13 protein-coding genes are annotated in these 12,682 nt (G+C 68.5%); 8 read left to right on the plus strand and 5 right to left on the minus strand.

All coding sequences use genetic code 11. The features are described 5' to 3' along the window. Positions 1–3: 3 nt before the first annotated feature. Genes VSO01S_RS18190 through VSO01S_RS18200 form a run of 3 tightly spaced genes read left to right on the plus strand, consistent with a single transcriptional unit; the run spans position 4 to position 3,095 of the window. Entirely contained in the window at positions 4–2,451 is a 2,448-nt protein-coding gene (locus tag VSO01S_RS18190; RefSeq protein ID WP_068644228.1) for a catalase, read from the plus strand. 11 nt (positions 2,452–2,462) lie between these two features. Then, positions 2,463–2,642: a DUF3606 domain-containing protein gene (locus VSO01S_RS18195; RefSeq protein ID WP_068644229.1), complete on the plus strand. Its 180-nt coding sequence runs from the start codon at positions 2,463–2,465 to the stop codon at positions 2,640–2,642. A 21-nt stretch (positions 2,643–2,663) separates the two neighbouring features. After that, positions 2,664–3,095 carry a DUF6766 family protein gene (locus tag VSO01S_RS18200; protein WP_068644230.1) on the plus strand — a complete coding sequence of 144 codons (432 nt, stop codon included), beginning with the start codon at positions 2,664–2,666 and terminating at the stop codon, positions 3,093–3,095. A 16-nt stretch (positions 3,096–3,111) separates the two neighbouring features. On the opposite strand, the gene VSO01S_RS18205 is transcribed toward VSO01S_RS18200, so the two are convergent. The 3 genes from VSO01S_RS18205 to VSO01S_RS18215 all read right to left on the minus strand — a co-directional run bounded on the left by VSO01S_RS18205 (position 3,112) and on the right by VSO01S_RS18215 (position 5,734). Further along, entirely contained in the window at positions 3,112–3,477 is a 366-nt protein-coding gene (locus VSO01S_RS18205; RefSeq protein ID WP_068644231.1) for a response regulator, read from the minus strand. A 37-nt stretch (positions 3,478–3,514) separates the two neighbouring features. After that, entirely contained in the window at positions 3,515–5,029 is a 1,515-nt protein-coding gene (locus VSO01S_RS18210; protein WP_161944453.1) for a PAS domain-containing hybrid sensor histidine kinase/response regulator, read from the minus strand. Between the two features lie 129 nt (positions 5,030–5,158). Beyond that, positions 5,159–5,734: a winged helix-turn-helix transcriptional regulator gene (locus tag VSO01S_RS18215; protein ID WP_373282908.1), complete on the minus strand. Its 576-nt coding sequence runs from the start codon at positions 5,732–5,734 to the stop codon at positions 5,159–5,161. 29 nt (positions 5,735–5,763) lie between these two features. On the opposite strand from VSO01S_RS18215, the gene VSO01S_RS18220 reads away from it, so the two are divergent. After that, on the plus strand, positions 5,764–6,426 hold the full coding sequence (locus tag VSO01S_RS18220; RefSeq protein ID WP_068644238.1) for a glutathione S-transferase family protein: 663 nt from the start codon (positions 5,764–5,766) through the stop codon (positions 6,424–6,426). 146 nt (positions 6,427–6,572) lie between these two features. After that, positions 6,573–7,055: a GAF domain-containing protein gene (locus VSO01S_RS18225; protein ID WP_068644234.1), complete on the plus strand. Its 483-nt coding sequence runs from the start codon at positions 6,573–6,575 to the stop codon at positions 7,053–7,055. A 25-nt stretch (positions 7,056–7,080) separates the two neighbouring features. Here VSO01S_RS18225 and VSO01S_RS18230 read toward each other — a convergent pair whose 3' ends face one another. Then, entirely contained in the window at positions 7,081–7,998 is a 918-nt protein-coding gene (locus VSO01S_RS18230; protein WP_068644235.1) for a ParB N-terminal domain-containing protein, read from the minus strand. A gap of 158 nt (positions 7,999–8,156) precedes the next feature. On the opposite strand from VSO01S_RS18230, the gene VSO01S_RS18235 reads away from it, so the two are divergent. Together VSO01S_RS18235 and VSO01S_RS18240 are read left to right on the plus strand one after the other, a co-directional pair. Then, a complete protein-coding gene (locus VSO01S_RS18235; RefSeq protein ID WP_084241952.1) occupies positions 8,157–9,782 on the plus strand; it encodes an arylsulfatase in 1,626 nt (541 codons plus the stop codon). A gap of 110 nt (positions 9,783–9,892) precedes the next feature. Beyond that, entirely contained in the window at positions 9,893–10,360 is a 468-nt protein-coding gene (locus VSO01S_RS18240; protein ID WP_068644236.1) for an META domain-containing protein, read from the plus strand. 19 nt (positions 10,361–10,379) lie between these two features. Here VSO01S_RS18240 and bla read toward each other — a convergent pair whose 3' ends face one another. After that, the gene (gene bla / locus VSO01S_RS18245; protein WP_084241953.1) at positions 10,380–11,327 is read right to left on the minus strand and encodes a class A beta-lactamase; all 948 of its coding nucleotides are present in this window, start codon (positions 11,325–11,327) and stop codon (positions 10,380–10,382) included. Between the two features lie 120 nt (positions 11,328–11,447). Between bla and VSO01S_RS18250 the strand changes: the two genes are divergently transcribed. Continuing rightward, on the plus strand, positions 11,448–12,682 hold a 1,235-nt coding region (locus VSO01S_RS18250; RefSeq protein WP_068644237.1), incomplete at its 3' end, for a hypothetical protein.

Consider the following 12,682-nt stretch of genomic DNA (forward strand, 5'->3'; position numbering starts at 1 on the left):
ACCATGGCAAAGAAGAAGGACAAGGCGTCCGCCGCGCCGACGCTGAACGCCGCCGCCGCGCGCGCGGCGGCCCGCAACACCGACAGCGGCCCCACGCATCCGGCACCGCCTGTGGCGGCGGCCGGTGACCTACCGGCCCAGAAAGCGGCCGACACGCAGGCGACGGCCGCAGGCATGCCGCACAACCCGACCAAGGCGGCCGAATACGGCCAGGCCAATGCGGACCGCACGCCGCCTGGCGCCACCGTGCAGCCGCCCTCGCGACTGCCCACCGGCAGCACGCCTTCGGAAGCGAACGGTTCGGACAAGACCGGATCGCTCGCCGACGAGGGCGTGAACGCCAGCATCGGCACGCTCGACCGTGTGCGGGTGGACTCGGGCGGCCAGCGCCTGACCACCAACCAGGGCGTGCCCCTGGCGGACAACCAGCACTCGCTGAAGGCCGGCGCACGCGGGCCGGCGCTGCTGGAAGACTTCATCCTGCGCGAGAAGATCACGCACTTCGACCACGAGCGCATCCCGGAGCGCATCGTGCATGCCCGGGGTTCGGGCGCGCACGGCTTCTTCGAGTGCTACGAGCCGCTCACGCAGTACACCAAGGCGGCGCCGTTTCGCGAAGCGGGCAAGGTCACGCCGGTGTTCGTGCGCTTTTCCACCGTGGCCGGCGAGCGCGGCTCCAAGGACACGGCGCGCGACGTGCGCGGCTTTGCCGTCAAGTTCTACACCGACGAGGGCAACTGGGACCTGGTGGGCAACAACATGCCGGTGTTCTTCATCCAGGACGCGATGAAGTTTCCCGACCTGGTCCATGCCGTCAAGCCCGAGCCGCACCATGCCATGCCGCAGGCCGCTTCGGCGCACGACACCTTCTGGGACTTCGTGAGCCTCATGCCCGAATCCACCCACATGCTGATGTGGCTGATGAGCGACCGCGCCATTCCGCGCAGCTTCCGCATGATGCAGGGCTTTGGCGTGCACACCTTCCGGCTGGTGAACGAGGCCGGCGAGGACTGCCTGGTGAAATTCCACTGGTCGCCCCGGCTGGGCACCCATTCGCTGGTGTGGGACGAGGCGGTGAAGATCGCCGGGCCCGACCCGGACTTCCACCGCCGCGACCTGTGGGAGGCCATCGACGCGGGCGAGTACCCCGAATGGGAGCTGGGCGTGCAGATCTTCACGCGCGAGCAGGCCGAGGGTTTCAGCTTCGACGTGCTGGATTCGACCAAGATCGTGCCCGAAGAACTGGTGCCGCTGCGCCCGGTGGGCCGCTTGGTGCTCAACCGCAACCCCGACAACTTCTTCGCCGAAACGGAGCAGGTGGCCTTCTGCGCGGCCCACATCATCCCGGGCATCGACTTCACCAACGACCCGCTCCTGGCCGGGCGCATCCACTCCTACGTCGACACCCAGATCAGCCGCCTGGGCGGGCCCAACTTCCACGAGATACCCATCAACTCGCCGGTGGCCCAGGTGCACAACAACCAGCGCGACGGCATGCACCGCCAGGCCATCGCACGCGGCCGCGTGTCGTACGAGCCCAACTCGCTGGGCGGCGGCTGCCCCTTCCAGGCCGGCGCCGCGCAGGGCTTCACCAGCGTGCGTGCGCGGCTGGATGCCGAGGAGGGCAGCGACAAGGTGCGCATCAAGCCCGAGAAGTTTGCCGACCACTACACGCAGGCGCGCCTCTTCTATGAAAGCCAGACCGCGGTGGAGCAGGCGCACATTGCCGCGGCCTACCGCTTCGAGCTGTCCAAAGTGACGGTGCCGGCGGTGCGCCAGCGCATGGTGGCCGGCCTGCGCAATGCCTCCGAGCAGCTGGCGCAGCAGGTGGCAGACGGGCTGGGCATGGAACAGCTGCCCGAGGCGCTGCCGCTCGCCATGGCCTCGCCGGTCGAGGCCGAGGTGCGGCATTCGCCGGCGCTGTCGCTTGCCGCGCGCCCGGGCGACGGCAGCATCCGCACGCGCAAGGTGGCCGTGCTGGTGGCGGACGGCGCTGAAGGCGAGAGCCTGGCCGCCGTGGTGACCACGCTGGTGGAGCAGGGCGCGGTGCCACGCCTGGTCGGCGTGCGGCTGGGAACCTGCGTGGCGGCTGGCGGGCAGAAGCTCGAAGCAGACGCGACGCTGGAAAACACGCCCGGCTTTTTGTTCGACGCGCTGGTCTTGCCGGATGGCGTGGATGCGGTCGAGGCCCTGGCCGCCGACGGCCACACGATGGACTTCATCAAGGATTGCTACAGGCATTGCAAGACCATCCTGGCCCTGGGCGCTGCCGGCAGCCTGCTGACGCAAGCCGGAATTCCGGACACCCTGGCCGACGGCAGTGCGGACCCGGGCCTGATCAGGGCTGGCGCGGGCGACCCGGCTGGCGCCGCCACCGCCACGGCCGACTTCATCGCTGCGCTGGGCAAGCACCGCCACTACGCGCGCGAAACCGACCCACCCGCAGTCTGAGGAGACACACCATGCCCGACGACCTGAAGCAAGCCGGTGCGCAGGACCGCACCCGGATCAACCTCGACGAACCCTATGAAGTGCGCTACTGGGCGCAGCGCTTCGACGTGTCGGAAGAAGCCCTGCGCCAGGCTGTGGCGCAGGTGGGCGTCTCGGCGCAGGCGGTCGCCGAGCACCTGGGCAAGAAGTAGCCCCACTGCGGCGGCCAGGCCATGTCATCGGGGCATTCGCATTCCATCTGGAAGAAGTACGGCTACGGCTGGGTCACGCTGTGCTTCTTCCTGGTGACACTGGCGGGCCACTGGGTCTTCGGCTGGTTCAGCTACGTGAACGAGCAGTTGCAGCATGGCGCGCCGGTGGAGGTTTCGGGCTACCTGGTCCAGATGACGCGCGACACGCTGGAGAACTGGCAGTCTGAGTTCCTGCAGCTGCTGTGGCAGGTGGGGGGCATGGCGTTCCTGCTCTACGTGGGCTCGCCCCAGTCCAAGGAGGGCGACGACCGGATCGAGGCCAAGATCGATGCGATCCTGACCGCGGTGGAGCCGGACAAGGCGCAGAAGATCCTGGACGAGATCGATGCAGAGTACGAAGGCCGGCACACCGATCCGCGCTGGACGCGAATGGCCGCCGGTGGCGGGCGATAAGGGCGATAAGGGCCGTTCAGCCCAGCGCGAGGATGTTGGTGAGCTTCTGGAGGTCGACCGGCTTGACAAAGTAGTGGTCGACCAGCTCGAAGGTCGACTGCACCGACGGACTGTCCGGCGGCGCGCCCGTGACGGCAATGAGCACGATGTCGTCGCCGTATTCGGTGCGCAGCCGCTGCGTGAGTTCGAAGCCGTCCATGCCTTTCATGGCGATGTCGAGCAGCACGCAATCGGGCTTGTCGCGTCGGGTCAGCTCCAGCAGCGTACTGGCGTCGTAGCAGCCGGTGGCCCGATGGCCCATTCGGGTGAGCAGGTCTGCCAGGGAGTTTGCCGAATCCCGGTCGTCGTCAACGATGTAGATCTGCAGGCTCTGGGCGTCCACGTGGGCCTCCTCGATGGTTGGGGAAGATGATTCTGTTTCAGATCGAGATCGCCGTGGGCTGCCCGGGAAATGCCGGCGAGGTCAGCACCGAGCGCAGCGCGGGCAGCTCCACCGGCTTTTGGAGCCGCGCGTCGAAGCCGGAGAAGTTGGCGCGCCCCGCCTTCTCGTCTTCCAGGCCGTAGCCGGAGACGGCCGTGACGTGCGCCGCCTGGCAGGCCGGCATCTCGCGCAGCGCAGCCAGCACGTCGCGGCCGGACGTGCCGGGCATGTTCAGGTCGAGGAACACCGCCAGCGGCGGCTCGCGCATGGCCAGGGCCAGGGCCGTCTCGCCGTCATAGGCGGCGCTCACCCGGTAGCCCAGCAGGCGCAGCAGTTCCGACAGGCTGTCGGCGGCGTCGCGGTTGTCGTCCACCACCAGCACCAGCGCAGGCCCCGGGGCATGGGCCGGACGCTGCACGACATCGGCACCGGGCAGCTCGAAGGAGAAGACGCTGCCCTTGCCCACGCCCTCGCTGCGCGCCGTCATCGAGCCGCCGTGCATCTCCACCAGCGAGCGCGCCAGGGAAAGGCCGATGCCCAGCCCGCCTTCACGGATCGGACGCGCGCCGTCGCCTTGCGTGAAGAGCTCGAACAGCCGCTGCGCCGCCTGCGGCTCGAAGCCCTCGCCGTTGTCGCGCACCTCGACCTTCAGGCGCTTGCCCTCCAGCCAGGCGGCCAGCGCGATGCTGCCGCGATCGGGCGTGAACTTGGCGGCATTGCCCAGCAGGTTCTGTATCACCTGCGCCAGCCGCGTGGCATCGGCATGGACCCACAGCTCCTCGGAGGGCAGCTCGAGCGAGAACTTGTGCAAGCGCGCCTCCATCAGCGGGCGGCAGGCTTCCGCCGCCTGCGCGGCGACGGCGTTGAAGGACACGCGCTGCGGCCGGATGCGGATCTTGCCGCTGGTGAGCCGGCCGGCATCCAGCAGGTCGTCGATCAGCCGCGTCAGGTGCGACAGCTGCCTGTCGATCATCTCGCGGCACGAGCGCAGCGTGGGGCTGGGCGCCGGCTCCATCTGCAGGATCGAGACGGCGTTGCGGATGGGCGCGAGCGGGTTGCGCAGCTCGTGGGCCAGCATGGCAATGAACTCGTTCATCCGCTGCCAGGAGTTCTCCAGTTCCTTCAGGCGGCGCCGCTCGGTCATGTCCCGTGTCACCTTGGTGAAGCCGCGCAGGTCGCCCTCGGGGCCGTAGATGGGCGTGACGACGATGTTGGCCCAGAAGGTGGTGCCGTCCTTGCGCACGCGCCAGCCCTCTTCCTCGGTGCGGCCGTGCGCCAGTGCATCTGCCAGCTCCTTGGCAGGAAGGCCTGCCGCGACATCTTCCGCACGGAAGAACATGCCGAAATGCTTGCCGAGGACTTCGTCGGCCTGGTAGCCCTTGATGAGCTGGGCGCCCGAATTCCAGCTGCGCACGATGCCGTGCGTGTCCAGCATGTAGATGGCGTAGTCCTGCACGGCTTCCACCAGCATGCGGAAGCGGTCGGTGCCTTCACTTGAGTCGATGCCATTCACCATAGGACAAACCCGGAGTTCATGAAGAGGAAATGGGCAATCACCATACCCGCCGCTTGCCGGATGCGCCAGCGGACAGGGCCGCTTTCGATGGAGTTATGGGGCCGGGCACACGTCCCGGCCAGGCGGTCATCGCCTTCCGGCCGTGCGCGGTGCAGGCTTGCGCGCCATCGCCTTTTCATAGGCGGCCTGGAGTTCGCCGAACACCGAGCGCGCCGGGCGCCGCTTGCCCAGGTGCAGGTGGCGCAGCTCGGCCATGAAGGCGTCCCAGAGTTCGGGGCCGCCTTTTTCGAGCAGCTCCGCGCGCACCGACAGCTCGCGGCTCGGCTGGGTGTGCCGCCGGCCCCAGGCGGCCATGTGCGAGAGCAGGGGCACGAGCTGGATCGCCGGCTCGGTGAGGCTGTAGATGCCTTTCTGACGGTGGTTCGGATCGGGCGTGCGCGTCAGCAGGCCCGATGCCGTCAGGCGCTTGAGCCGGTCGGCCAGGATGTTCGAGGCGATGCCTTCCTCGCTCTGGGCCAGCAGCTCGCCGTAGCTGCGCCGGTTGCCGAACATCACGTCGCGAATCACGATCAGGCTCCAGCGGTCGCCGAACTGCTCGAGCGCGAGGTTGATGGGGCAGCCCGATCGTTCCGTGTGTGAAATGGTCGCCTCCGGTTCTTGATGCTTGCGATTTGCAAGTGGTAGGAGTATGGTCCAACCAATTGCAACTCACAAGTGGTATGGACAAAAGCATGGCACTCGCGCTTTACGGTCATCCCTTTTCTTCGTACACCCAGAAGGCGCTCATCGCGCTGTACGAGAACGGTACCGCCTTCGACTACCGCGTCATCGGGCCCGACACGCCCGAACATGCGGCCGAGTGGCTGAGGCGCTGGCCCATGGCGCGCTTCCCGATGCTGCTGGATGGCGAGCGCACCATCCTCGAGACCAGCCTCATCGTCGAGTACCTGCAGATCGCCCACCCCGGCCCGGTGCGCCTGCTGCCCCAGGACCCGCTGGCCGCACTGGACGTGCGCTTCCTGGACCGCTTCTTCGATCTGTACGTGATGTCGGCCGTGCAGTACGCAGTCGACAGTGCGCTTGGCCGGCATCCGCATTCGAAGGAGGCGGGGCGCGCCGTGGCCGAGCAAAGGCTGGAGCAGGCCTACGCCTGGCTCGAGGGGCGGCTGGACGACGGCCGCACGTGGGCCGCCGGCGAAGCCTTCACGCTTGCGGATTGCGGCGCAGCACCAGCGCTGTTCTATGCGGACTGGACGCACCGGATCGCAGACAAGTACCCGCGGGTGCAGGCCTACCGCACCCGCCTGCTGGCGAGGCCGTCCTTCGCCCGCGCGGTGGAGGAGGGGCGGCCCTATCGTCCGCTCTTTCCGCTGGGCGCCCCAGACCGGGACTGAAGGCCGCCCGCCTGCGCCATGGGTGCTGGGCAATCCCCGGCCGCTCCGTGGGGGGTGGCCGGACGAGCCGGTGCACGACCGATTGCCGCCGTGGGGTATTGCCGGCCATGCATGGCGCTTCGCATGGCCGGTGCCAGAATTGCCGCATGCACTCAGAACACGCCAAGTCCATCGTCGAGCGCTCGGTCGGCGACATGCTGAACCTGATCCGCGAGACGCTGGAACTCGAAGTCGTGTTCGTCGGCGAGTTTGTGAACGACCAGCGCGTGTTCCGGCATGTGTCCCAGAGCGAAGGCATGACGCTCATCGAGGTCGGCGGCGGGCACCCGCTGGATGCGAGCCTGTGCTGGCACATTGCCAACGGCCGCTTTCCGCCGGTGGTCTGCAATGTGCGCGAAGTGGTCGACGCGTACGAATTGCCGCCCATGTATGAACAGCTTGGCGGCCATGTGGGCGTGCCGGTGCGCCTGGCCGACGGCCGGCTCTACGGCAGCCTGTGCGGCTTCAGCACCAAGGCCTGCCCGCACCTGCAGGCGCAGGACGTCAAGCGCATGGAGATCGCGGCCCAGGCCATCGCGCGCTTGCTCGCGCAGGCCGAGGGGCGCGACGTGATCGCGCTGGACGATTGAGCGCAGGGCCTGAGGCGGCTGCGCCCTAGAAGGGCGCGTCCGCCTCGGCGTCGGCCGGGGCAGGCGGTGCATCGGCGGCGGGCTTGTCCAGCAGGTTCAGCACCTGCTTGCGCAGCACCGCGATCTCGGCGTTGAGCTTGGTGTTCTCCGCCTTCAGCTCGGCCACGCGCTTGCGCAGGGTGACGAGTTCTTCGCTGTCGGCCGCGCTGGCCGGCGAAGGATCGCTTTGCGCTTCGGCGGCCTGTGCGCCTGCGTCCACGTCCTTCTCCCGCGGCGGCTTGCGGCGCGCCTCGCGCACGCGCTTGGCGGCCTGCTTGAGTTCGTCCTTGCCGCCGGCCGCGGCAGCAGCCTGCTCCTCGGCCGGCAGGCTGGCCACGGCAGCCGCGGCGTTGAGAGAAAGTTCGCCCGACTTCACCGCAGCCACCACCTCGGGCGCGGCACTCTGATGGATCTTCTCGATCATCGCCACCTGCGTGCTGCGCAGGCGCGCCGCTCGGGCCAGCGACTCGCGCGTGTTCAGTGCGTCATCTGCCGGGGCGGGGTCCGCCGCCGCGGGTGCGGCTTCCGGCGGTGCACCGGATTCGGCCGGCGCCGCCGTTTCGGCCATGCGCTGTGCGCGCCGGGCGGCGATGATCTCCCGCTTGCGCAAGGCCAGCACGCCGCGCTGGAAGTCGGAGATGCTGCGGCGGCCCAGGTGCTGGTCGATCATCCACAGGTGCACGTCCTCCATCGACTGGAAGCGCGTGTTCTGCACCGTCTGGAACGGCAGCCCGTGCTTCTTGCAGATGGAGTATCGGTTGTGGCCGTCCACCAGCACGTCGCCCCACAGCACCAATGCATCGCGGCAGCCTTCGGCCAGCAGGCTGCGTTCGAGCGCCTCGTATTCCTCGGACGTCAGGGGATCGATATAGGCCTTAAGTTCTTCGTTGACGACGACGTCCATGGGAAATTGATAGCGAAAAAGGGGAGAGATTCTAGGCGGGGGCGCGTTACCGGCGTTTCCTTCGATTTCAGCGGGCCCTGTTGACGCGAGGGTCTGCTACCCTCCGGCTGGCCCGGCGCTGCCTTGGCACCGGCAAACAACAAAAGAAGGGGAAACTGATGAGATTGCACTGGAAGCGTCTATTACTCGCGCCTGCGCTCGCGCTGGCAGCATTGGGCCTCGTGTCCCAGGCGTCCGCGCAGAACAACAAGGCTGCACCTGCAGCCGCACCCGCCAAGACCGCAGCGCCTGCGGCCGGCAACGGCAAGAAGCCCAACATCCTGGTCATCTGGGGTGACGATATCGGCACCTGGAACATCAGCCACAACAACCGCGGCATGATGGGCTACAGCACGCCCAACATCGACCGCATCGCCCGTGAAGGCCTGTCCTTCACCGACTACTACGGCCAGCAGTCGTGCACGGCTGGGCGCGCTGCCTTCATCGGCGGCAACGTGCCGGTGCGCACCGGCATGACCAAGGTGGGCCTGCCCAGCGCCAAGGAAGGCTGGCAGAAGACCGACGTGACCATGGCGACGGTGATGAAGAGCCTGGGCTACGCCACCGGCCAATTCGGCAAGAACCACCAGGGCGACCGCGACGAGCACCTGCCCACGGCCAACGGCTTCGACGAGTTCGTCGGCAACCTCTATCACCTCAACGCCGAGGAAGAGCCCGAGAACGAGGACTACCCGGCCGACATGGTCATGCCCAACGGCAAGAAGTTCAAGGAAGTCTACGGTCCGCGTGGCGTGCTCAAGTGCAAGTCCGACGGCAAGTGCCAGGACACCGGCCCGCTGACCAAGAAGCGCATGGAAACCATCGACGAGGAGACCCTGGCCGCGGCCAAGGACTTCATCGAGCGCCAGAAGAAGGCCGACAAGCCCTTCTTCGTGTGGTGGAACGCCACGCGCATGCATTTCCGCACGCACGTGAAGCAGGCCAACCGCCACAAGGGCAACGACGAGTACACCGACGGCATGATCGAGCACGACGCCATGGTGGGCCAGCTGCTCAAGCAGCTGGACGACTTGGGGCTCGCCAAGGACACCATCGTGATGTACTCCACCGACAACGGACCGCACTACAACACCTGGCCCGACGCCGGCACCACGCCCTTCCGAAGCGAGAAGAACTCCAACTGGGAAGGCGCCTACCGCGTGCCCGCCTTCGTGCGCTGGCCCGACCACTTCCCGGCGGGCAAGACGCTCAATGGCATCGTCGCGCACGAGGACTGGCTGCCCACCTTTGCCGCCATCGCCGGCGACCCGCAGATCAAGAACAAGCTCGCCAAGGGCGTGTCGCTCAACGGGCGCAGCTACAAGAACTACATCGACGGCCACAACCAGCTGGACTACCTCACCGGCAAGGCCAAGGAATCGCCGCGCCACGAGTTCATGTACGTGAACGACGACGGCCAGGTGGTGGCCATCCGCTACGACGACTGGAAGGCCGTGTTCCTGGAAAACCGGGGCGTGGGCTTCGGCGTGTGGCGCGAGCCCTTCACCGAGCTGCGGGTGCCGCTGCTGTTCAACCTGCGGCGAGACCCGTTCGAGAAATCGCAGCACGCCTCCAACACGTACAACGACTGGTTCCTGTCGCGTGTCTACCTGATCGCGCCCATGCAGGCCTATGCCGCCCAGTTCCTCAAGACCATGAAGGACTATCCGCCCAGCCAGACGCCGGGCTCCTTCAACCTCGAGAAGGTGCAAAAGCAGATCGAGGCGTCGATGGGCGGCAGGTAGGTCGCACATTCACGTCCCCCGCACCCACGGGTGCGGCAGCGCGCGATGCCCGGGCGGCGTCGCGCGCTTTTTCTTTTTGGGGGCCGGCAAGCCAGGGGTAGGATGCCGCCATGAAGAAAAGTCTCAGCCTGCGCACTGTTTCGCTCGTCCTGTCATCCACCGCACTGCTTGCCATGACCGCATGCACCACCCCGGCGTCATCGCCCGCGGCCGAAAAAGGCGCGCCGTCCGTGCCGCTGGAAGGCACGAACTGGCGCCTGGCCAGCCTCGGCGGCCAGGCGGTTCCGATGCCGGCGGGCGTGCGTGAAGTGAACCTGGTGCTGGACGCTGCGCAGCGCCGCGCCTCGGGCTTTGCGGGTTGCAACCAGTTCACCTCGGGCTACACCCAAAGCGGCACCAGCCTGCGCTTCGATCATCCCGCCGCAACGATGATGGCCTGCCCGTCGATGGCGCAGGAGCAGGCGTACCTGAAGGCGCTGAACGCCACCACGGGCTGGCGCGTGTCCGGCGATCGCCTGCAGCTGGTGGATGCGCAGGGCAAGCCGCAAGCCGAGTTCGTGGCGCGGCCGGGGCGCTGAACTCACCCTGCGCGGCTCGCTACCGCCGCGCGCCTGTGAACGCCTCCGCCACCACGCCGGCCGCCTGCGCATGCGTGGCATCCAGAACCGATGAGGGCCGGCTCGATCCGCTGAGATAGACCGCCATCACGATCGGTGCGCGGCCCGCAGGCCAGGTGATGGCCACGTCGTTGGCGGCGCCGTTGGCGCCGGTGCCGGTCTTGTCGCCGGTGCGCCAATCCTTCGGCAGGCCGGCCCGCAGCCGGGCCATGCCGGTCGTCGCGCCCACCAGCCACCCAATCAGCTGCTCGCGGGAGGCGGGTGCCAGCACCGGGCCGGTGAGCAGGCGGCGCATGGTCTGCGCCATCGCGGCGGGCGTGGTGGTGTCGCGCGGATCGCCTGGCAGGTTGGTGTTCAGCGTGGGCTCCGTTCGGTCCAGCCGGGTGACGGCGTCTCCACAGTGTTCACGCAGGAACGCCGTGAGCCCGGCCGGCCCGTTCACCAGGGGCAGCAACAGGTTGGCCGCGGCGTTGTCGCTGACCTGCACCGTGGCTTCGCAGGCCTGGCGGGCGGTGATGAAGCCGTTGGCCAGATGCGAGGCGGTGACGGGCGAGTGGGCGATGAGGTCCGATTGGCGAACCGGCAGGCGCTGCTCGAGCACGCCCGCCGGCGTGCGCTCATGCAGGTGCAGCACCGCGGCCGCCAGCAGCATCTTGAAAGTCGAGGCCATGGCAAAGCGCTCTTCGCTGCGCCAGCCCAGCGCGCGGCCGGTGGCGGTGTCGATGGCATGCAGGCCAAGGCGGCCGCCGCTGCGCTTTTCAATATCGGCCAGCCGGGCCTGAACATCGGCGCCGGCCTGGGCCTGGGCCTGGGCCGCGCCGGCGAGGGCGCCTTGGCCCAGCGCCAGGCCGGCGCAGGCACTGCCGAGCAGCAGCGTGCGGCGCGAAAGGCGGACAGGTGTGCCGATGAATGGTGTTTCGCAACTCATGGGAAGAAATCTTTCTGGTCGAGTGGGTTGAAGCAGGGCAGGACTGGCACTATCGGCCTGCCGCACCGGCACGCCAAGTGCCTGGGACGTCATCTTCATCACCGTCATCACAAACATCACATGAGCGAATCGGGCCCTGTCATCGACGTGCAGATCCAGCGGCCCTTCTCGGTGGGCGGCAAGCCGGCCGGGCGCCTGGCGGTCTGGCTGCTGGCCGCCCTGGCTGTGCGCGCTGGGGCGCAGGGAGAAGCCCGGGCGGTCGCCGCGCCGGAGGTGGCGGCCCAGCTTGATTCGGCAGCGGCGCTGCCGATGGCGCTCACGCGAGTGTTCGCCATGTACCGCGACGCGTCCGTCGAGGTGGGGTGGGGCAGTGACCTCAGCCTGGCGCCCGACACGCTCTCGCTGCGCGGGCGCTCGCGCGGGCCCTTCTGGCTGGCGCCGGGCTCGCTCGCGCGCCTGCGTTTCCGCATGGGCGAGCGCGCCGCCACGCCGGAAGACCTCGCCCGCTTCGCCGGGCCGCGCATCATCGAAGGCGCGGCTGCGCGCACGGCCGTTTCGCCGGCCATGGCGTCGCCCTTAATGGCAGACGACCTGGACCGCTGGTATGCGCTGCTCGATGCAAGGCAGCGCAGCGAAGAGGAAGGGCAGGCCCGCCGCGGCGGACCGCTGCAGGCCTTGTCCGAGTTGCGGCTGGCACCGCACGAGCGGCTGGCGCGGGCCTGGCGTCAGTTCTTCGTGGCCCGGCATGCCCGCCGCGCCGGCGAGGTGGATGCCGCCCGGCGCGCCTTGCGTGCCCTGGTGCGCGAGCTGGCCGGCAGCCTGGATGCGCGCGAGCAGGTGGCATTGGCGCTGGCGCGCATCGGCCTGGTGTGGTGCGACCACCAGGCGCGCCGCCTGTCGCGCGCGCAGGCCGGTTTGCGCCAGCTGAGCGTGGAAGCGCAGCAGCCCGCGGGCGCGGTGTGGCGCGTCAATTCGCGCATTGCCTGCGAGTTCCACAACCTGCGCGCCCTGGTGATGCGGGCGCAGCTGGTGGAAGGGCGCATCGCCGCGGCCGAGCGGCCCGCCGCCGTGCGCGGCGTGCTGGCCGACCTTCGCGAAGCGCTGATCTGCGCCGTCGAAAGCGATGCGTTCACCTTGCTGGAAAGCGTGGCCGGCAACCTGGGCTACACGCTGTGGCTGCTCGAGCCGTGGCTGCCGCCGGACGTGGCCCGCCAAGGCACGCGGCTGGAGGCCATCCGCTGGATTCTTCTGGGCGAATGGCTTTGCCAGCGCCATGGCCTGGCCGCCGGCTCGCCCTGGAACCTGATCAACGTCTGCCGCGTGGCGCGCGGCGCCGGGCAGGCCGCGGGCGCCCC

It is taken from the genome of Variovorax soli NBRC 106424, from assembly GCF_001591385.1.
In the GTDB taxonomy this organism is placed as follows: Bacteria; Pseudomonadota; Gammaproteobacteria; order Burkholderiales; family Burkholderiaceae_C; genus Variovorax; species Variovorax soli.